Source organism: Paenibacillus sp. LBL, from assembly GCF_029893715.1.
Classification (GTDB): domain Bacteria; phylum Bacillota; class Bacilli; order Paenibacillales; family Paenibacillaceae; genus Paenibacillus_AQ; species Paenibacillus_AQ glucanolyticus.
This window is the reverse complement of the sequence record NZ_JARXYU010000001.1, coordinates 869,556-887,244: the sequence shown is the minus strand read 5'-3', so window position 1 is coordinate 887,244 and position 17,689 is coordinate 869,556. Positions and strand designations below refer to the sequence as shown.

The following is a 17,689-nucleotide window of genomic DNA, read 5'->3' as shown; positions in this document are numbered from 1 at the left end:
CGGTAATTCAAAGAAGTAAGGTGAGTGAACCATGAGTAATACAGCACAGCCATTTCCATCAGCCTTGAGGCCCATTTCGCCGAGTTATGATCCGTGGGATCCGATAACTTCATTGCGTGAGCATGGCCGCCATGTGCTGACCAGCGTGGAAATGACAGTGACGCATCTTTGTAATATGCGCTGTGAACATTGCGCTGTTGGCGATATGCTTGTCATGAAGGAAGCTCCGATGCTGCCACTTGATACCATGCTGAGGCGGCTCGACGAGGTAGAGCATCTGCAGACGATCAGTTTGACCGGTGGGGAACCGGCATTTCTCGGCAAGACGGTGGACAACGTGATTGTTCCCCTTCTTAAGTATGCCAGGGATCGGGGAATTCGGACTCAGATCAACTCTAATTTGACGCTCGATATCAGCCGTTACGAGAAGATGCTGCCCTATCTGGATGTTATGCATATCTCCTTTAATTATTTGAACGGGGACGACTTCTATGAAGTCGGATTTGCGAATAGTGCGCGTCCTGTTTCTAAGGAAACAGCATACAAGATGTATGATACGATGCTTCTCAATTCGGAAAAATTGAGTGCGGCGGGAATGTACATCTCCGCTGAATCCATGATTAACTACCGAACGCATACCAAATTGGGAGGCATTCACAGGTTGATTAAGGACATGGGCGCCAAGCGGCATGAAGTCCATCCGATGTATGCATCGAACTTTGCTTCTGCTCTGCCTGTGTTGTCCTTAGCGGATACGAAGGCCGCCATTCAGCATTTGCTGGATGTGCGCGACCCTGAGATGTGGATGCTGTTCGGAACGCTACCTTTTTATGCGTGCAGCTTCGATGCTCACGATCAGGAGATCATCCGCCGCCTGCGGCAAGAGCCTAATGTAACGGTTCGCAATGATCCGGATGGTCGCAACCGGGTGAATGTGAATTTATTCTCGGGTGACGTGTATGTTACGGATTTTGCTGATATCCCGGCTTTTGGTAATATTAAGGAACAGAAGCTGGACGATATTTTTGACGAATGGTCGACCGGCCACCCGTTAAATCAAACCGTCAACTGTCATTGTGATGCAGTAAGCTGCTGCGGCCCGAATTTGTTGGTAGCTGACATGTACTATCGGGGTGTGGATTTCAAGTCAAGAAAAGCACAGACAAACTAGAACCCTAGAAAGAAGGCGTGTCATCATGGCAGAGGAATTTGAGGTCGGGCAACTGATTTTGAATTTACTCTTGGTTTTCCTGCTCGTTTTGTTGAACGGTGTGTTTGTAGCTGCGGAGTTTTCACTTGTGAAGATGCGTCAATCCCGGTTGACCCAGCTCGTTAGTGAAGGCAACCGGCTTGCAGGTATTGCGCTGAAAGTTAACCAAAAGCTGGATGCGTATTTATCCGCGACTCAGCTTGGAATCACCTTGACTTCACTGGGTTTGGGCTGGATTGGGGAACCTGCAATTTCGGATTTGCTGGTAGCGCCGATTATGCACAGTATTGGCTTTACGGATGAGCGATTGATCAGCACAATCTCCGTTGCAGTCGGCTTCTGTATTATCACCTTCCTGCATATTGTATTAGGGGAGCTTGCCCCTAAATCAATTGCGATTCAGCGAACGGAGGGGACGGCACTGATCCTGTCGGCTCCGCTGCTCTGGTTTTACCGCATTTTTCTGCCGGTGATCTGGATACTCAATGCGTCCGCAAACCGTATCCTCAAGCTGGCCGGTATTCAGCCGGTAAGCGAAGCTGAGGCGGCCCACTCGGAAGAAGAGATTCGAATTCTGATGAACGAGAGTGCAAAGAGCGGGGTCATCGATGAGAATGAGATGAAGCTGATGGACAACCTGTTCGATTTCTCCGACTTGCGAGCCAGGGAAATCATGCTGCCGAGAACCGATATGGACGTTCTGTTCACGAATCTTACGTTGGAAGAGAACTTGCGGATTGTCAGCGAGACGAAGCATTCCCGTTATCCGGTTGCAACGGACAACAAGGACCGCATCATCGGATTTGTTCATATTACGGATCTTTTACTCGCCGATCCTGAGAAACAGCGTGATCTGGCCAGCTTGGTCAGACCGATTATGGACGTATCGGAATCGACGGAGATCAGCAAGGTGCTTCGTCAGATGCAAGCGAAGCATGAGCAGCTTGCTCTTGTGATAGATGAGTATGGGGGAACTGCCGGCATACTCACAGCCGAGAAGATTCTGGAAGAGATCGTCGGTGACTTGTACGATGAATTTGAAGATGAACGTCCGGAAATGGAAGTGTACGATGAGTACTTTTCGGTGGATGGGCGAATGCTCATTGAAGAAGTGAATGATTTAACCGGATTAATGATTGAGGAGCATAATGTTGATTCCATTGGCGGCTGGTTATTCAAGGAACTTGAAGGTAATCCGGCAGTCGGGAAGAAAACAACATTCGATGGAGTGGTCTTCGAGGTGGAGGAGTCAACCCGTTTTCGTGTAAACCGCGTCATGATTCATCAGAAGCTGGATAGCAGCTTCACTTAGAACTAGCAAGACTCTATTTGTTAGGAAGTGGATTATGTCGATTAAGCAGCTGATATTTATCGGCCTGGGGCTCTTCTTGCTGTACGGAATGTTTACGGTGGGAGCTCCCTTCTTGTTGGCCATTGTCATTGCTATTGCACTGGAGCCGTTAAATCGGCTCTTAATGAAAAGGCTGCGGCTCAATCGGATCGCGGCGGCCACCGCTACAAGCACACTGTTCCTTCTCTTGCTGCTGCTGTTAGCCTATTTAATCGGCCTGCAGGTGTTTAACCAGCTGGTTGAGTACTGGAGCCGGGCTCCGCAATATTTTGAAGGGGCTAACGAATTCCTTCAGCATACGATTATACAAGCTCAAGACATGCTGAACGGCATTTCGCCGGGACTTGCAGACAGTCTGACCGAGTTTATGTCGAATATTTCTTCCTATGTGCAGTCACTTGTCAATTCGGTATCATCGACATTCCTGTCCTTTGCCAAAACATTGCCTAACCTGTTTGTAACCTTCATCGTGTTCTGCGTGGCCGTGTACTTATTTGCCTTCAGCCTGGATACGATGCGAGAAAGAGTGCTCTCCCTGTTTGATGAGACATCGCAGTCGCAGGTGAATGAAGTGCTGCTCAGCCTGAAAAAATCAATTTTCGGATTTTTACGGGCACAGCTGATACTCAGTCTGTTTACATATGTGATCACACTGCTGGGCTTGCTGATATTAGGGATTAACTACCCGCTGGCAATCGCTCTGCTTGTTACGATTGTCGACATTCTTCCGATTCTGGGTGTAGGGTCCGTATTGGTGCCATGGTCGGTGTATCTGCTTGCAACAGGTGATGTTTTCACAGGGCTCGGCTTGATCTTCCTGTTCATTCTGATTACGGTGATCCGCCGTGTATTGGAACCGAAGGTCATCGGTGATGCTGTTGGTATAGGCGCATTACCTGCTCTGGTCAGCATGTATGTCGGATTTAAGCTGGTTGGCGTCATCGGATTTTTTATCGGTCCATTAGTCGTCATTATCTACTCAGCGATGCGCAAAGCAGGCTTGTTCCAAATCAAAATTAAATTTTAAGGACAACTTGAAAAGAACCCTTTTCACGGAAATATTCCAGGGATGAGGGTTTTTTTGTCAATTTGGAGTTCATTTTCTGGGCGAAGGACATATGTTAATTACGAAGAGTCCTTGATATTACGGATAGTAAAACATAAGGAGGAATACCCTTGAAGGAGAATCCAGAGGTACGTGTCTACCCGGTTTTTCATTCCCCGTTTGATCCTTGCCCTCCCAAACTCTACAGATCGTACGTTGTCCCTGTTAACCAGTATATCGTATTTCAACCGGCTGGACTGCCACAATTCAGCCCTGCCGAAGCGTTGAGATACGGAACGTTGTGGCCATCCTTATATAGTCCGTATACCTCGCGAAAATTTAAAGGAGAGTGAGCGGCGTGAATGAAGCCAAACCCCAGGTTGGTGATCTGAAGTATTACGAATTGCTGGAGCAGCTGCAGGCATTGGATTTTGTCCTGGTGGAGCTGAATCTGTTTTTGGATACTCATCCGGATGACCTGAAGAGTATTGAGCAGTTTAACAAGCTGACACAGGAAAGAACGGTACTTGCGAAGCAATTTCAAGAGCTGTATGGACCCCTGCAAAATTTTGGCCGTGCATTTTCTAAATATCCCTTTGAATGGGCTCAAGGCCCCTGGCCTTGGCAGGTTTAATGGTGCCGTCACTCGGGCTGCAACTTCCTTCACGAACGGCATGCAGCCCTCAAGATTAGGAAAAGCGAGAACAAGGAGGCGGAAGAGCCCATGTGGGTATATGAAAAGAAGCTTCAATATCCGGTCCGTGTAAGTAAATGTGATCCAAGAATGGCGAAGTTCTTGATTGAGCAGTACGGAGGTGCCGATGGCGAGCTGGCGGCAGCGCTCCGCTACCTGAATCAGCGATATACCATTCCTGACAAGGTCATTGGGCTGCTTAATGATATCGGGACTGAAGAATTCGCACATCTTGAGATGATTGCCACCATGGTATTTAAATTAACGAAGGATGCAACGGTGTCGGAGATGGAAGCTGCAGGACTCGGTGCTCACTACGTGAATCACGACCATGCGCTGTATTATGAGAATGCCGGAGGTGTACCATGGACGGCAGCCTATATACAGGCCAAAGGCGATCCTATCGCGGATTTGTATGAGGACATTGCCGCAGAAGAGAAAGCGCGGGCTACATACCAGTGGTTGATCGATATGACGGATGATGTGGATTTGCAGGACGGTCTTAAATTTTTACGGGAACGTGAAATCATTCATGCCATCCGTTTCCGGGAGGCGGTAGAGATTATTAAGGATGATCGGGCGACAAAGAAGGTTTTTTAAATAGGGAATACATAAAGTCCCACCGGCAGCCTGCCGGTGGGACTTTATGTATCTTACTGCATCTGTAGGCTGAACTGAGGTTCCGTTCGGAGGTAGTAGTTGCCCCTAACCTCCGCAGTCCAGTTGGCAAAGACCTCTCTCCATTGCACGCTGCCAAAAAATTCATCCACGGTCTGATTGTCGGAGTCCCATTCCACGAAAATGTTCAGCGGCGTGATGCCGCCTGCCCAGATCCCATTGGTGGTATCGGTCCCCCGTTCCCTGACCAACAAGATCGGAAGGCCAAATTGGAAAGCCATCGACGGTTCGATCTGTGAAAAGGTAGAGCCCTGCCAAAACGGCGTGGTTGTTGGCGGCTGCCCGACGTTAGCTTCCAGGATCTGCACAAAAAATCTTCGGAAGTTGATAGCCAGCATACCGTAGCTGGAGATGACCAGACGACGGATGTTGGTCAGCACCGTCTCGGGATACTGCTCACTCTGCGGCAGGGTGCGTGGAAATAACAAAGCGTCCTCAATTTCCAAAACCAGCCGGTTGAAAAATTGCTGCTGCACGTTGTTCAACGAATTGGCCGTGCTCAAAAAGATTGGAATCCGAAAAGCCCGATCGATGCATTCGTTGTATGCGGCGCTCACTTGTTGGGCAGCGGGGGCGTTTGCTTGACTCGTAGAAGAAGATGCGTGATGAATGCGCACAGTGGGAAACTCCTGGATCCGGGCGAGCGGGGGAAGTTTTTTTAAGGGGATGTGCTTGGGTTTGGCTTTCGCTTTTGCATGATTCATGGTTTTCTGGCTCCTTCATCGGCAAAATCAAATATATCCCAGTCTATGTACGTTCGCCTAGTTTAGACACAGGCTGGACTGGCTGACGGAGGAAAATAATCGACAATGACTCTGTCCGATTTGCTTTTTGCTTACGCAATGAACAAATAAGGCCAGGCTAATATCTGCCAGACTGTCCTGTATATGATGGAGCTTCGGCGGTTGCCTTTGCCTAGTGATTCAGTCAGTAAGTACCTGCCGGGATGGCGCCGTCTAACGGTGGCAGTCGGTATTGTGCGCAGCTACGCTGTTCATCTGGCGCACGTGTCCGAAGTAACCAGGTCGAAGATTACCTTTCAACGGCCAGCGATACCCAGACAATCAGAATATAGAATAGCAGAGGGATCGTGATTCCCATCGCCATGAGGAGCCACACCAGCGGCGTTCTGATCATCTCCTTAACAATCACGATCGGGCTGCGGACATACCTCCCTCTTTTTAGACGGCTGACTATTCGCTTAAGAATGGCAGCCTGTTCGTCTGAATTATATCGATTGAGCTCTGTCGCCAGTTCGGCTTCCAGTTGCTCGATTTGCTGCGCAGCGGCGGATTCCTGAGTTCCCGGCACGTCGATCATCCTTTCACATTAACTCACTATCTTTATAACAACGATTAAGCTCCCCTGGTTACGCATACTTTATAGGCTGAAGTCCAAAAGTATATAGGAATTGGGGTTTGCAGTTGTGATATGGTTCCTATATGATGAGGGGAGATTAGACTAAAATCAGATTATACGGAGCGAAGGGAAGGACCAAATTGGAAAACACAGCAACTTTGATCAAGCCGGAAGCAATGATATTTGACATGGATGGAACGCTGTTTCAGACGGAAACCTTGCTGCTGCCTGCCTATCACAAACTGTTCGACATTTTGCGTGAAGAGGGGCATTATCAAGGGGAAACACCGGATGAGGAGCTGATGCTTGGATGTTTGGGAATGCTGCTCGATGACATCTGGAAGAAGGTCATACCGAATGGAACGCCTGCTGCCCATCGCAGGGCAGATGAGCTGCTGCTGCAGCTGGAGCTTGAGGGATTGAACAATAAAACAGGCATATTGTATCCTGAGGTGAAGGAAACGTTAGAGGAGCTTCATCAGCGCGGTGTCCGTTTGTTTGTTGCCAGCAACGGTCTGGAGCATTACGTTAAGGGCATTGCTGATGCGAGAGGAATCATGTCGCTCTTTGACGGAGTCTACAGTGCTGGAGAGCATGGAACGGCTTCGAAGGTAGATCTGGTACGGTTACTGCTGGATCAGCATAATATCCAGAATGCCTGGATGGTAGGTGACCGGTCGTCGGATGTGGAGGCAGGCAAAGAGAATGGACAGACCGTCATCGGATGTCAGTACGCTGGCTTTGGCGGGGAGCAGGAGCTGAAGGGTTCGGACGTTGTCATTCATTCTTTTTCACAGCTGTTGAAGCTTCATGATCAAGCGGAATAGATAGATAGGAGTCACAAAGGCTGTTCCCAAGGGTAGGAACCAACTTGGGAACAGCCTTTGTGTGTTCTTCTGAATTCTGAGATACGGCATTCGTAAGCTTCGATTAAGCATTTTTTGCGGATTTTTTTTGACTGTATACCCACATTGCATACTCTAGAGGCCTTACCATGGATTCCCTGTAAGCCGTCATATCGCCGATTTGCGAGAAGACTTCCCGCGATGGCTTCGGATTAACCTCGATAATGAGGATTCTCCCGGATTTATCAACGGCCAAATCCAGGGCGAGTTCGCACAAGCCCCCGTACTGTTCATCAAGAAACTTAGCGACATCCACGCCGAGAGCGTCGGCTTCCTCGCGGATGCTGGCACGCCTTGCCGGATCCGCAATCCATTTGCTCAGCAGCTCTTCCATCCTTGTTGCACGTCCGCCGCCATGCAGATTGGAGGTGACGCTTTTGGGTGCTCCAACGCGTCCTACGCAGCCCGTCACTTGCCAACGGCCGGTTCCATTTTTCTGTACGAGCATCCGGTAATCATGCACTCTGCCATCCGGCAGTTCCAGCTGTATTCCTTCCTGAACCAGGTATCTATCTTTATTGCCCCAGCCTGAGAGGTATTGGGCCAGATGGCCTGAAGGCATGCGTTTTGGTTTAATAATGTTGCGGTTGGCATTGCGTCCCTGGACTTCATAGGTACCTGCGACACCTTCCACTTTGTTTATCCTCAGAATTCCGCGTCCGCCCGTTCCGTTAATCGGCTTAAAGTAGACGGTGGGATGAACATTCAGCATCCGGTGGATATCGCTGGTGCTCGTCACGATCCGGGTATCCGGCAAATGGGGCCGGAATCGTTTCTTGGTGGATAATATTTGATGAATCGTCCATTTATTGCGCAAGGGTCTGTTCAGAAACAGTAAATACCGGTAGCGGGAACGAAAGCGCAGCAGTTGTTGAAATCGGGCGCTCTTTTGAATTCGGCAGCGGTCAAAGATCATATGGGGAAACGAACGCCAATTTCGGCTCCATTTGTTGTTGTCAGGATCGTACTCCATGGCGTTGATCAGACCTTGTGAGCTGTTGACATCGGCAGGGGTGAAGACATAAACGTCCATCCCCATCGCTTTGCCTTCCCTGATCATATGCTCGTAGATATGCCGTTCTTCCAGCTTTTTTCGATCATCCAAGTAAAGCGTCATGATACCTAAGATGGGTTTTGACACAGAAGGTCACCTTCTTGAATAGAGTCAGCATTAGGCGCTGAAGAACTCTGGTATTGGTTTAAGGGCAGGGTTCCGCTCATAATGAGCGTTGGCTTGCCTGTTGGACCCTGCTCAAGGGCGATAGCTTGTAAGCCTGCATGGAAGCACATTTGCAAACTGGCTGAATGATCGGCAGCTACTTTGCAGCGCAGCCGACCAAGTCTGGACAATTGTGAGCGGATCAGGGAAGAGCCGATATGCCGGTTGCGGTAAAGCGGGTGCACCGCAATCATACAGGCACCTTCGCCATAGTCCGCCGCATAGCAAATTCCCACAGGTATGCGGCCGACATCGCTTCGAACTGTAGCCGCTATAATAGAAGTACCGGGCTGCATCAATTCATCGTAGGATAGCGAAGCCAGACGCTGATAACCTTCACGGGTTAGACGCTTGCTGCTATACCGCCGGAGAAAGTCGCTGCACTGCTGTCGTGCATGCGGCCATTCATCCGGACTTGAGAGAGAGAGACATGAGATTTCCACAGGATCCCCTCCTTTCCTATAATCCCTAAGGCTCGGTTTCGAGGCGAGGCAGCGTCCTATCGTTGATTGATTAGATAGTCGGAATATTGAAAAATCCGCTCAAGTGACTTTTTACGGATGGCCGGTTCGTCAAATTTCATCGGTCTCGAGTTGGCTTCGAAAAACCAGAGGACGCCTTCGCTGTCAATTCCAAGATCCATCGACATTTCACCATGCGTATGGCCGGAGCTTTTCTCAATCTGCCGGGCCATGTGCACGGCTGCTTTTCTAACTTCACTAAGAATGGCCTCAGAGCGCTCCTGACCGAACACGATTGGAAGCAATTTCTCGGGATCCTCAATGGTTCCTCCGCGGGGAACATGTGTGGTTATGCTCTTGGCACCTGCCATGCGAGCGCCGATGCCAGTGACGGACCACGCACCAAACTCATTCTTTTGCACAAGAATTCGAAGGTCAAAAGCGCGTCCATGGACCTGGGCCAGCTCGATTCCCTGCTGGATCAAGTAAGAGCTCCCTTTGGTTTCCTGATAGACGCGATTCCAGAGCCGTTCCAGAGACGCCGCTTTATAAGTCGTGCTGTTCTTGTTGTTCTGAATTTGAATGCGGTAAGGAAGGGAGTTGTTCCTCTGATACCGCACTCTCATGATGCCTTGCCCGGCTTTTCCATCCTCGGGTTTCAGATAAAGGTAAGGCTTCCGTTTAATCATCTCGTATAAAGTGGGGAAGCCTTTCATACGCTTCGTTAGAGGAGCCCATTTTTTAGTTAAGCGTGATTTGTTCAGCCACGAGAAGAGCTGCCATTTATTGAAGAAGTGCGGATTGTAAATATCGATGTGGGGGTGCTTTTGGCATTCCTTGATTTTGCGGCGGACCCAGGGGAGGGATTCATCCTCCCGGTATGGAATCCGGTTGTATATAACCTGGGGCAGAGGACAGAGCCTCTGCTCCCAGGAATTGTCGCTCTGCAGTGTATAGCCCTTGACCGTACCCGAGTTTAGTTTCAGATCACGCACGGTTACTACATAGACCATAAAGCCCATATCTTTTCCCGTCTTGATGATTTCCTGAAAGTTCTGCCGGTTGCCCCTGAACATGGAATACGAATCATGCATGGTCAGAATAGCTACAACCGGTCTTCCATCACTCTCCACTCGGCTGATCACGAATCATTCCCCCTGTGGAAGCCACTCAGATACATGCTGTGCTCAAAAATATGCTCGACCGATGCTTTTCCTTCCCCTTTGAGCAAAGGATGGCTGAAGATCGATCTGCCGGGCTTCGAATTCGCTTCAAACATCCATATTCTCTCGTTATCATCAATGCCGATATCGAACCCGATTTCTCCCAGCAGATGCGGATGATGATTCTCGATGGCTTCGGACATCGCAATGGCGGCGTCCTTGGCGCGCTCCAGCACATCACGCGACCTGGAGCCGAAGGCACGGGAGAGCGCCTGCTCCGGTGTCATTAAGGAGCCGCCGTTCTTGATATGCGTTGTTACGCTGCCCCGGCCGGCTTTTTTGGCACCGATACCGACCACCGACCAGCGGTTCTTGCTGTTCTTATGCATATGGAATCTGAAGTCGATGGGGCAGCCGTCAATTTCAATAAGCCGAATTCCCTGCTGGATGACATAATTCTTCAGCTTGGAGCCGTGTTTGGCCTGAAGCATCCGCATCATGCTGTTAAAGTTCGGGAATTTCAGCAGTGTGTTACCACCGTTTCCGTGATATCGCGCATAGTATCCTTTTTTGGGGAGGTAGGTCAGCCGGTAGATGCCGAGTCCTAAACTTCCGGCTGAGGGCTTATAGTAGACAAAGCTATGGCGTTCCATCATATCCTTGATCCGCTCGGGACTTGGATTGTTATAGGTTTCTGGTAAATATCTTCCGGCCTGCACGTCGCCGTCCAGCTGTGAATACACATCCGATTTATTGAAGAATGCCCAATTGAAGAATTTGATATTGCGTTTGCCAAACCGGTCTCTGAGCTGATTGGTGAACGGGGAGAAGTCGGTTTTCCGGCTGGGCAGGCGGTTATAGACCACGTCAGGAAGCGGAACGGTTTTGCGCACAAAGCCGCCGTTAGAGCCGAGCATATAGGCCTGCACGGTTTCACGCTGCCAGTTGATATCCCGCGGGGCGAAGGCATATACAAACATCTTCTTATTGCCCTCACGAAGCAGCTGCTTGATATACGAAGTCCTGGCGCCGAACGGGCTGGATGGATTATGTGGTCCATCGGACAGAACGCCAACAACGGGCCCGAGTTCGATTTCTCCGTCACGGGGGGAATGAATATAGACGGGTCCTTGTCTGGGGACATTGATGCTGTTTCGGACGCCGTTGCTTAAATAGATATGTTTCCCCGACCGCTCTATCGGTTTCACAGAAGCGGACACGGCATTGGTGCCGATGCGAAGCTGAATGGATTTCCTGCTTGTTAGTCCCAGGCTCCGAAGCAGCGAACCGGATAAAAAGACGACTTTTTCGGGCTGCTGCGAGAAATGAATATTTCCGAAATTCAAACTCATGTATTTACCCTCCTAAGTTGTCGAAGCAATAAATAACGGGCGTATTGAATCGGATGTTCGACGGACAGCCGGGCTGCGTCACCATCTCCCGTTAGTGTAAATGCGCGTCGGCCAGGTTTGGAATTGACCTCCAGAATCCATACTCGCCCGCTCATATCCACGCCGAAATCGATTCCCAGTTCCCCAAGACGGCCGAACCCTTCTTCCAGCAGTGAAGGAAGCTGGGCGGACAATTCCCGGATGGTCTGAATGATCTTCAAGGCCTTCTCTTCCCCGAAATCGGAGGTTAGATATGGAAGGGCGGGGTAAGCCGTACCGCCTCCATGAAGGTTAGAGGTCAACCCCTGGACAGCTCCTTGCCTTACTGCAATTCCTGTAATGGACCATAAGCCGCGATCATTCTTCTGGACCAGCGACCGGATATCGTACGGCTCCCCGTTACGGTTATGAAGCTTCAGGAAGGGTTGAATGATAAATCGGCGTCTGCCGGTAAATCTCCGCACCCAGTCGTTCATCTTCTCCAAGGGAATGGTCTGCTCGAACATGCGATTGCTCCGATCTCTCCCTTGCAATTTGACATGCAGCTCATCTATCCAGGAGATGCACAGCGTGTGACGACCCTGAGAGCCTCCGCTTGGCTTCATAAAAATGCCGCTGCCAAAAGCCAGCAAAGCCCGGTTCAGTGATTCGTCTCCCGTATAACTTAAGGTTGCAGGAAGATAAGGTCTTAAGGCGGCTGAATGCTTCAATAATTGATGTACTTTTTGTTTGCCTGGCAAACCGCGCGACCATAGTCTGGAACCTCGTTGTAACATGCGGTTTAGAGATTCGCTTGCGGCGGCGGTTTCCTCGCCGTTTCGATGCAGACCTCGGTCATAGATGATATCAGGCAGTGGAAAGCTGCCGGAACTCCACTGTTGATCCGGGCCGTAACAATACCCTTTGATTCTGTCTGAACTGCTTCCTGCATCGTCAGCAGCAAAAGCATCGTCCGGGCAAAAAACAAATACCTGCATTCCGAGCTTCCTGCCCCTCAAGCTTAATTCACGAAGAAATTCCTTCTCGGCAAAGGGAGGGGAACCTGGTCTGCGGCATACCATGACACCCAGGGTGCCTATCATGTTTAAGGACATAAGGTTCTCCTTTTTTTAAAGACCCGTCAAGAATTGACAATATTGAACGAGGCGTACGGCTGAAGGTCTAACTTTGGAGTCGGCATTCAGCGGTGCATTTTCACCTTTGGAAGGCTTGGAATTGACTTCAAGGAGCCATATGCGTCCTGACGTATCAATCGCCAAGTCAATGCCGAGCTCACCGAAATGATATGGAATGGCAGCCTCCAATCCATGAGCGATGTCCAGTGCGATCTGGTTCATTCGAGCAGGCGCTGTTTGTTTGGAGGTTAACGGAATTCCACTCATCGCAAGCGCATCCTTGACGGCAGAGAGCGTACCGCCTCTGGCAAGATTGGACACAAAGTGATTTCCGCCGGCGATTCGGGCTACGACAGAAGTCACCGACCATTTGCCGTTTTTGTTTTTATGAACAAGCACGCGAAAATCGACGTTTCGCCGGTTGATGCGGATCAAATCCAATCCTTGCTGAATTTGATAACGCGTTTTCTTGATTTTTCCTGATAAGCTGCTGAACAGCTTTGGAAGCGAGGAGTAGGTATTTTTCTTGATTCCTTCAAGAGAGGTGGTCATCGTCTGATAATGGCCGTTCTCTTGGCGGGATATCCGGATGATTCCTTTTCCCAGACTTCCACGTACCGGTTTTAGAAACACGGTCCGATAAGCGGCACACATTTTTTTGAGGGTTGGATAACCGCTGAGTAAATAGGATTCAGGCAAATACTTTTGAAGTTTCGCATCAGGTCCGAGTGCTTCAAAAACATCGGATTTATCGAGAAATTTCTCATTGAAGATGTGGGTGCCGAATCGTGATTTTACTTCTCTCATAAAATGCTGTACGCTAGGACTATTCTCCAGTTTGCGGGTAGACAGCCGGTTATTAATGACGTCTGGAGCTGGAACGCTGAGCTTTTTCCACCCCGCGTCATAGGCAATCGCTTCAAGTGTCGACGGGTTCGAACCGATCATGTCAGGGGTAAAGAAGTATACATATGCGCCTTGTTTCCTGGCCGCGTTTACCATTTCCAGGCAGAAGGCTGAAATGGATCCGAAAGGTTTGTCTGGCTCATCCGGGTGATAGCGACTGACCATAACCCCGATAAGCGGACCGAGCTTCAGAGTCCTTTCTAATGGAAAATATTTGACATTCATTACGGTTCGAGGAAGAAGTCCCGAATTGCTGAATACGGAAGGGTTAAGATGCAGCGAGTTCGATTTACCTCCTGAAGTGACTTGAATTTCCTGCTTGAAGGAGCCAAAGGCAAGCTGTATCGGCGAATCTGTGGGGATACGGAGCTGTCTTATGAGCCGATCACCAAGCTTGATATCGTTATCCGGAAGCTGGGCTGAACGGACTAATTGAACCGATATCTTGGATTTGGTGTTGGGTTTAATCTTGGATTTGCGCATGATGGATCTCCTTCCGACAACAACTGGATACTTAAGTGAACAGACTAAGAACTTCATCTGATCATTGCATGTAATGCATCATATGAGGACATATATCCCTTGGTGATTGTACTGCTCGGGAAAAAGGAGTGCTTAAAATGCCGAACTGGCTGTTTATTTTGGTGAACGTGTGCGTAGCTGCTTTTGTCGGCGGCATCACCAACCACTTTGCGATAAAAATGCTGTTTCACCCCCGCGAAGAAAAAATTCTGCTGGGTCGTCGCCTGCCATTTACACCAGGCTTGATCCCGAAGCGCAAGGAAGAAATCGCAGAGTCGTTGGGACATGTGGTCTCGGACTATCTGGTGACAAGCGAAGGACTGCAGGAACTCATCCGCAAGCCCGTATTCCGGGCCAAGATGGAGGATACCCTTCATCGGAAGCTGGTGGAATGGAGCCAATCGGAACGGAGCCTGGGAGACTTGGCGTTGAAGGTATGGAGTCCCGAGCAGTGGGAGCAGGTAAAGGTTCGGGCCGAACAATCGGCGCGCTCGCTTACGGCCCAGGGCGCATCTGCAATATGGCATGGGTATGAGCTGGGAGCCAAACCGCTGAAGGTGCTTGTTCCCGGTTGGTCGGAAGAAACGATCGAGGGCTGGAGCAGGGCAGCCACTGATATGGTGCTGAAGGAACTGGGGAGCACGCTGCTGTCAGCCAAAGGCCAGCTAATGCTATCGGATGTGGCTTCCTCGCTCATCGATAAGGCGGGCGGATTTTTGGGCACAATGGCTTCGATTTTTGTGGATGAGGATAAACTGATTCAGAAGCTGACCCCCATGCTGATCCAGCAGCTTGAGGGAGATCAGGTTCGTAAGACGATTACGGACATCATCTCAGGAAAATTGTCATATTACGGCGATATGCCGCTTGGGGAGGTCATCGAGCATGCAACGGGCGAGCCGGGGCTGACGTGGATCGAACGCACATTGGATGATAAGCTTCCTTGGGCCAAGTGGATTCAGCAAATCGAAAATCTTCGCGTTGCCGACGTGATCGGGACGCGGATGCCTGCCATCGAGGCGGCGCTGCCGGGCTTGCTTGACAAAGCCCTGGGCTTCCTGGAGCGAGGCGTTCCTGTGGCCATGAAGGCTGTTAATTTACCACAGCTTGTTCAGGAGCAGGTCCAGAAATTTCCCGTTGAGCGGCTGGAAGAGGTCATATTAAGCGTCTCGGGGCGGGAATTCAGGGCCATTACGTGGCTGGGCGTCCTGCTGGGGGGAATGATTGGATTGTTCCAATCGATGTTAACCCTGCTCTGGAGATAGATGGATATTCATCGAGTGCAAAGCAAACAAATACGGCAATGAGGCCGAACATAATTGGAGGAAATTAAAAATGAACATCTATGATAAAGCGCACGATTTGGCAAAAGCGATGAAGGAAAGCCAGGAGGTACAGGAGATTACGGATGCGATGAAACTCGTGGATGCCGATCCGGAGAGCCGACGCATGCTGGATGATTTCCGTCAGCGTCAGATGGAGGTCCAGCAGCGCATGATGTCGGGGGATATGCCGGCACAGGACGAAATGGAGAAAATGGAGAAACAGTTCGATGTGCTTAGCCTGAACCTGAACATTCGCCGTTTGTTTGATGCAGAGCGCCGTCTGAGTGTTATTATTGAAGACGTGAACAAGATCATTTCAGATAGTCTTCAGCATCTGTATGGCCCAGGCCAACAATAAATTCGTCATTGGCATAGCCGAACTGGATAAATTTCGAAAACTTGTCTCATAAATTGTGCAGACTCCTCATAGAGTAGAAATATAGATTTCAGAGAGTAGAGGAGCTGCGTTTACAATGAAAAAGAAGAAGAACAAGTTTAAGCACACGGCTTATTTGTTGGTCGCACTGGGCATGTTGATATACGCCCTTCCTAGCATTTCTTTCACAGGAGGGTTCTCATGGGTTTCTCTGTTCGGTGCAGTCTGGGCTGGATTTGCCCTGCTCGTTATCGGCTCGCATCTCTATTACCTTATCGGTGTTGATGATGCAAAACAGAAAGCACTTGATGAGATTCGTAAGGAAAAAATGCGTCAATGGGAACTGAAATGGCCTGAAGAACAGAAGAGCCAGGAAGCGAATTAATAGCAGGGGACGATAAGTACCGCGACAAGAACAAATAAACTCCCTAAGGCGGATTGGATGGCTGCACCCATCCGGTATCCGGCAGGGGAGTTTTTTGTGTTGGCCGGGTATGGGAGCTTGTTAGGACGTGATATAATAGATACAGTATGGTACAGATAGTGTTCCGGGGGTGTAACAGATGGACGTTCGAGATGATACGATTACAAAACACGAGCAGTTGGTTCAGCATATCGAAAGTTTGAAGGTTGGGAGCAAGATATCCGTCCGCCGATTAGCCAAAGAGATGGGGGTGAGCGAGGGTACCGCTTATCGTGCCGTGAAGGAAGCGGAAAGCCTGGGCATCGTGGTCACCAAGGAACGGATCGGCACGGTTCGCGTTGAACGCAAGCCGCGGAACATATCGGAGCAGCTTACGTTTGCGGATGTTGTTGAAATTGTGGAGGGGCACGTATTGGGCGGTGCGGAAGGGCTGAACAAGAGCCTGCACAAATATGTGATCGGCGCCATGAAGGTAGAGGCGATGATCCGGTATATTGATGCTGGAAGCCTTATGATTGTTGGCAACCGGGAGGATGCGCATTTCCTGGCATTGGAGCAGGGAGCGGGAGTATTGATTACGGGGGGGTTCGGTACGAGCCGTGAAGTGAAGCAGCTGGCAGACCAGTTGGACCTGCCCATCATATCATCCCGACATGATACGTTTACGGTAGCCTCCATGATTAACCGCGCCATTTTTGACCGTTTAATTAAGAAGAAAATTATGCTGGTCGAGGATATTGCTCATGATAAACCCAAGAATCACCAGTTGAAAAACTCTGTTACCGTTCAGGAATTTAAGCGGATTATCCAGGAGACCGGAGAGATTCGGTATCCGGTAACCGATGAATGGAACCGGGTCATCGGCATCGTCGGGGTTCGGGATGTGGAGGGATTGGCCGAATCCCAGCCGATCGAGAAAGCAATGACCCGCAATCCGGTAACGGCAAGTTTGAAGACGTCCCTCGCTTCAGCGGCACAGATTATGATGTGGGAGGGAATCGATTTTCTCCCGATTGTCGATCGGAACCGCAAGCTGCTCGCAACCGTCACCCGAAAAGAGGTGCTTGGCGCACTTCGCGATGCCCGAAACCAGCCTCAGCTTGGAGAGACGTTTGACCAGCTGATCTGGAATGGCATTGCCGAGGATCGGGATGAGGAAGGGCATTTGTTTTTCCACGGCTTTATTACTCCCCAGATGGCCACGGATCTCGGTACGATTTCTCAAGGCGTGCTCACAACGGTGATGAGTCAGGCGGCTGTCAAGGCTGCCAAGGATATCAGCGGGTGGGATCATGTATTGGATCATCTGTCGACCTATTTCATCCGGCCCGTGCAGATTGAGGATCCCATCGTCATTATTCCGAAATTGCTGGAAATCAGCCGGCGCACCTGCAAGATGGAGATCGAAATCCAGCATCAATCCAGTCTGATTGCCAAAGCGGTCATGACGATGCAGGCCATCGATCATGGATAATACAAACGCTTGAAATATAAAGGGGCATCCCATAGGTCGCTATGACCTGACGGGATGCCCCTTCAGCTTAA

General features: G+C 49.9%; 19 protein-coding genes. 11 read left to right on the top strand and 8 right to left on the bottom strand.

The window, feature by feature from the left end; genetic code table 11:
• The first annotated feature begins 31 nt into the window (after positions 1-31).
• The 6 genes from yfkAB to M2277_RS04325 all read left to right on the top strand — a co-directional run bounded on the left by yfkAB (position 32) and on the right by M2277_RS04325 (position 4,900).
• On the top strand, positions 32-1,171 hold the full coding sequence (gene yfkAB, locus M2277_RS04350; RefSeq protein WP_063480371.1) for a radical SAM/CxCxxxxC motif protein YfkAB: 1,140 nt from the start codon (positions 32-34) through the stop codon (positions 1,169-1,171).
• 25 nt (positions 1,172-1,196) lie between these two features.
• A complete protein-coding gene (locus tag M2277_RS04345; RefSeq protein WP_063480370.1) occupies positions 1,197-2,522 on the top strand; it encodes a hemolysin family protein in 1,326 nt (441 codons plus the stop codon).
• Between the two features lie 34 nt (positions 2,523-2,556).
• Positions 2,557-3,588, top strand: coding sequence for a sporulation integral membrane protein YtvI (ytvI, locus tag M2277_RS04340; protein ID WP_006212068.1), 1,032 nt, complete (start codon positions 2,557-2,559; stop codon positions 3,586-3,588).
• Between the two features lie 149 nt (positions 3,589-3,737).
• The gene (locus tag M2277_RS04335; protein ID WP_006212067.1) at positions 3,738-3,959 is read left to right on the top strand and encodes a spore coat associated protein CotJA; all 222 of its coding nucleotides are present in this window, start codon (positions 3,738-3,740) and stop codon (positions 3,957-3,959) included.
• 5 nt (positions 3,960-3,964) lie between these two features.
• Positions 3,965-4,240 (top strand): spore coat protein CotJB, encoded by a 276-nt coding sequence (locus M2277_RS04330; protein ID WP_006212066.1) that lies wholly within the window; start codon positions 3,965-3,967, stop codon positions 4,238-4,240.
• Positions 4,241-4,330: 90 nt separating this feature from the next.
• Entirely contained in the window at positions 4,331-4,900 is a 570-nt protein-coding gene (locus M2277_RS04325) for a manganese catalase family protein (protein WP_006212065.1), read from the top strand.
• 53 nt (positions 4,901-4,953) lie between these two features.
• Here the strand turns inward: M2277_RS04325 and M2277_RS04320 are convergent, their stop codons facing one another.
• The gene (locus tag M2277_RS04320; protein WP_006212064.1) at positions 4,954-5,682 is read right to left on the bottom strand and encodes a hypothetical protein; all 729 of its coding nucleotides are present in this window, start codon (positions 5,680-5,682) and stop codon (positions 4,954-4,956) included.
• A gap of 328 nt (positions 5,683-6,010) precedes the next feature.
• Complete coding sequence (locus M2277_RS04315) at positions 6,011-6,298, bottom strand: hypothetical protein (protein ID WP_006212062.1); 288 nt, start codon at positions 6,296-6,298, stop codon at positions 6,011-6,013.
• A gap of 179 nt (positions 6,299-6,477) precedes the next feature.
• Between M2277_RS04315 and M2277_RS04310 the strand changes: the two genes are divergently transcribed.
• Entirely contained in the window at positions 6,478-7,164 is a 687-nt protein-coding gene (locus M2277_RS04310) for an HAD family hydrolase (protein WP_006212061.1), read from the top strand.
• A gap of 103 nt (positions 7,165-7,267) precedes the next feature.
• Here the strand turns inward: M2277_RS04310 and M2277_RS04305 are convergent, their stop codons facing one another.
• From M2277_RS04305 to M2277_RS04280, 6 genes are read right to left on the bottom strand one after another with little or no spacing between them, the layout of a single operon-like run.
• The gene (locus M2277_RS04305) at positions 7,268-8,383 is read right to left on the bottom strand and encodes a YheC/YheD family endospore coat-associated protein (protein ID WP_063480368.1); all 1,116 of its coding nucleotides are present in this window, start codon (positions 8,381-8,383) and stop codon (positions 7,268-7,270) included.
• A complete protein-coding gene (locus M2277_RS04300; protein ID WP_006212059.1) occupies positions 8,365-8,904 on the bottom strand; it encodes a GNAT family N-acetyltransferase in 540 nt (179 codons plus the stop codon). The genes M2277_RS04305 and M2277_RS04300 overlap by 19 nt, the downstream gene beginning before the upstream one ends.
• A gap of 56 nt (positions 8,905-8,960) precedes the next feature.
• Positions 8,961-10,067, bottom strand: coding sequence for a YheC/YheD family endospore coat-associated protein (locus M2277_RS04295; protein WP_036643312.1), 1,107 nt, complete (start codon positions 10,065-10,067; stop codon positions 8,961-8,963).
• On the bottom strand, positions 10,064-11,437 hold the full coding sequence (locus M2277_RS04290) for a YheC/YheD family endospore coat-associated protein (RefSeq protein ID WP_006212057.1): 1,374 nt from the start codon (positions 11,435-11,437) through the stop codon (positions 10,064-10,066). The genes M2277_RS04295 and M2277_RS04290 overlap by 4 nt, the downstream gene beginning before the upstream one ends.
• Entirely contained in the window at positions 11,434-12,570 is a 1,137-nt protein-coding gene (locus tag M2277_RS04285) for a YheC/YheD family endospore coat-associated protein (protein WP_148246662.1), read from the bottom strand. Before M2277_RS04285 ends, M2277_RS04290 begins: the two co-directional genes overlap by 4 nt.
• A 15-nt stretch (positions 12,571-12,585) precedes the next feature.
• Positions 12,586-13,980, bottom strand: a complete 1,395-nt coding sequence (locus M2277_RS04280; RefSeq protein WP_006212055.1) for a YheC/YheD family endospore coat-associated protein — start codon at positions 13,978-13,980, stop codon at positions 12,586-12,588.
• A gap of 137 nt (positions 13,981-14,117) precedes the next feature.
• Between M2277_RS04280 and M2277_RS04275 the strand changes: the two genes are divergently transcribed.
• From M2277_RS04275 to M2277_RS04260, 4 genes are all read left to right on the top strand, one after another.
• Entirely contained in the window at positions 14,118-15,284 is a 1,167-nt protein-coding gene (locus tag M2277_RS04275; RefSeq protein WP_036643309.1) for a DUF445 domain-containing protein, read from the top strand.
• A 70-nt stretch (positions 15,285-15,354) separates the two neighbouring features.
• Positions 15,355-15,702, top strand: a complete 348-nt coding sequence (locus M2277_RS04270; protein ID WP_280754242.1) for a YlbF/YmcA family competence regulator — start codon at positions 15,355-15,357, stop codon at positions 15,700-15,702.
• Between the two features lie 115 nt (positions 15,703-15,817).
• Positions 15,818-16,105: a hypothetical protein gene (locus M2277_RS04265; RefSeq protein WP_280754241.1), complete on the top strand. Its 288-nt coding sequence runs from the start codon at positions 15,818-15,820 to the stop codon at positions 16,103-16,105.
• A gap of 178 nt (positions 16,106-16,283) precedes the next feature.
• Positions 16,284-17,618 carry a DRTGG domain-containing protein gene (locus M2277_RS04260; RefSeq protein WP_006212051.1) on the top strand — a complete coding sequence of 445 codons (1,335 nt, stop codon included), beginning with the start codon at positions 16,284-16,286 and terminating at the stop codon, positions 17,616-17,618.
• Positions 17,619-17,689 lie beyond the last annotated feature (71 nt).

What these genes read in the sequence shown, in the direction of transcription:
- ytvI (WP_006212068.1), top strand. Translation starts at nt 2,557, where the DNA reads ATGTCGATTAAGCAGCTGATATTTATCGGCCTGGGGCTCTTCTTGCTG.
- M2277_RS04345 (WP_063480370.1), top strand. Translation starts at nt 1,197, where the DNA reads ATGGCAGAGGAATTTGAGGTCGGGCAACTGATTTTGAATTTACTCTTG.
- M2277_RS04315 (WP_006212062.1), bottom strand. Translation starts at nt 6,298, where the DNA reads ATGATCGACGTGCCGGGAACTCAGGAATCCGCCGCTGCGCAGCAAATC.
- M2277_RS04265 (WP_280754241.1), top strand. Translation starts at nt 15,818, where the DNA reads ATGAAAAAGAAGAAGAACAAGTTTAAGCACACGGCTTATTTGTTGGTC.
- M2277_RS04280 (WP_006212055.1), bottom strand. Translation starts at nt 13,980, where the DNA reads ATGCGCAAATCCAAGATTAAACCCAACACCAAATCCAAGATATCGGTT.
- yfkAB (WP_063480371.1), top strand. Translation starts at nt 32, where the DNA reads ATGAGTAATACAGCACAGCCATTTCCATCAGCCTTGAGGCCCATTTCG.
- M2277_RS04270 (WP_280754242.1), top strand. Translation starts at nt 15,355, where the DNA reads ATGAACATCTATGATAAAGCGCACGATTTGGCAAAAGCGATGAAGGAA.
- M2277_RS04260 (WP_006212051.1), top strand. Translation starts at nt 16,284, where the DNA reads ATGGACGTTCGAGATGATACGATTACAAAACACGAGCAGTTGGTTCAG.
- M2277_RS04320 (WP_006212064.1), bottom strand. Translation starts at nt 5,682, where the DNA reads ATGAATCATGCAAAAGCGAAAGCCAAACCCAAGCACATCCCCTTAAAA.
- M2277_RS04285 (WP_148246662.1), bottom strand. Translation starts at nt 12,570, where the DNA reads ATGTCCTTAAACATGATAGGCACCCTGGGTGTCATGGTATGCCGCAGA.
- M2277_RS04290 (WP_006212057.1), bottom strand. Translation starts at nt 11,437, where the DNA reads ATGAGTTTGAATTTCGGAAATATTCATTTCTCGCAGCAGCCCGAAAAA.
- M2277_RS04325 (WP_006212065.1), top strand. Translation starts at nt 4,331, where the DNA reads ATGTGGGTATATGAAAAGAAGCTTCAATATCCGGTCCGTGTAAGTAAA.
- M2277_RS04275 (WP_036643309.1), top strand. Translation starts at nt 14,118, where the DNA reads ATGCCGAACTGGCTGTTTATTTTGGTGAACGTGTGCGTAGCTGCTTTT.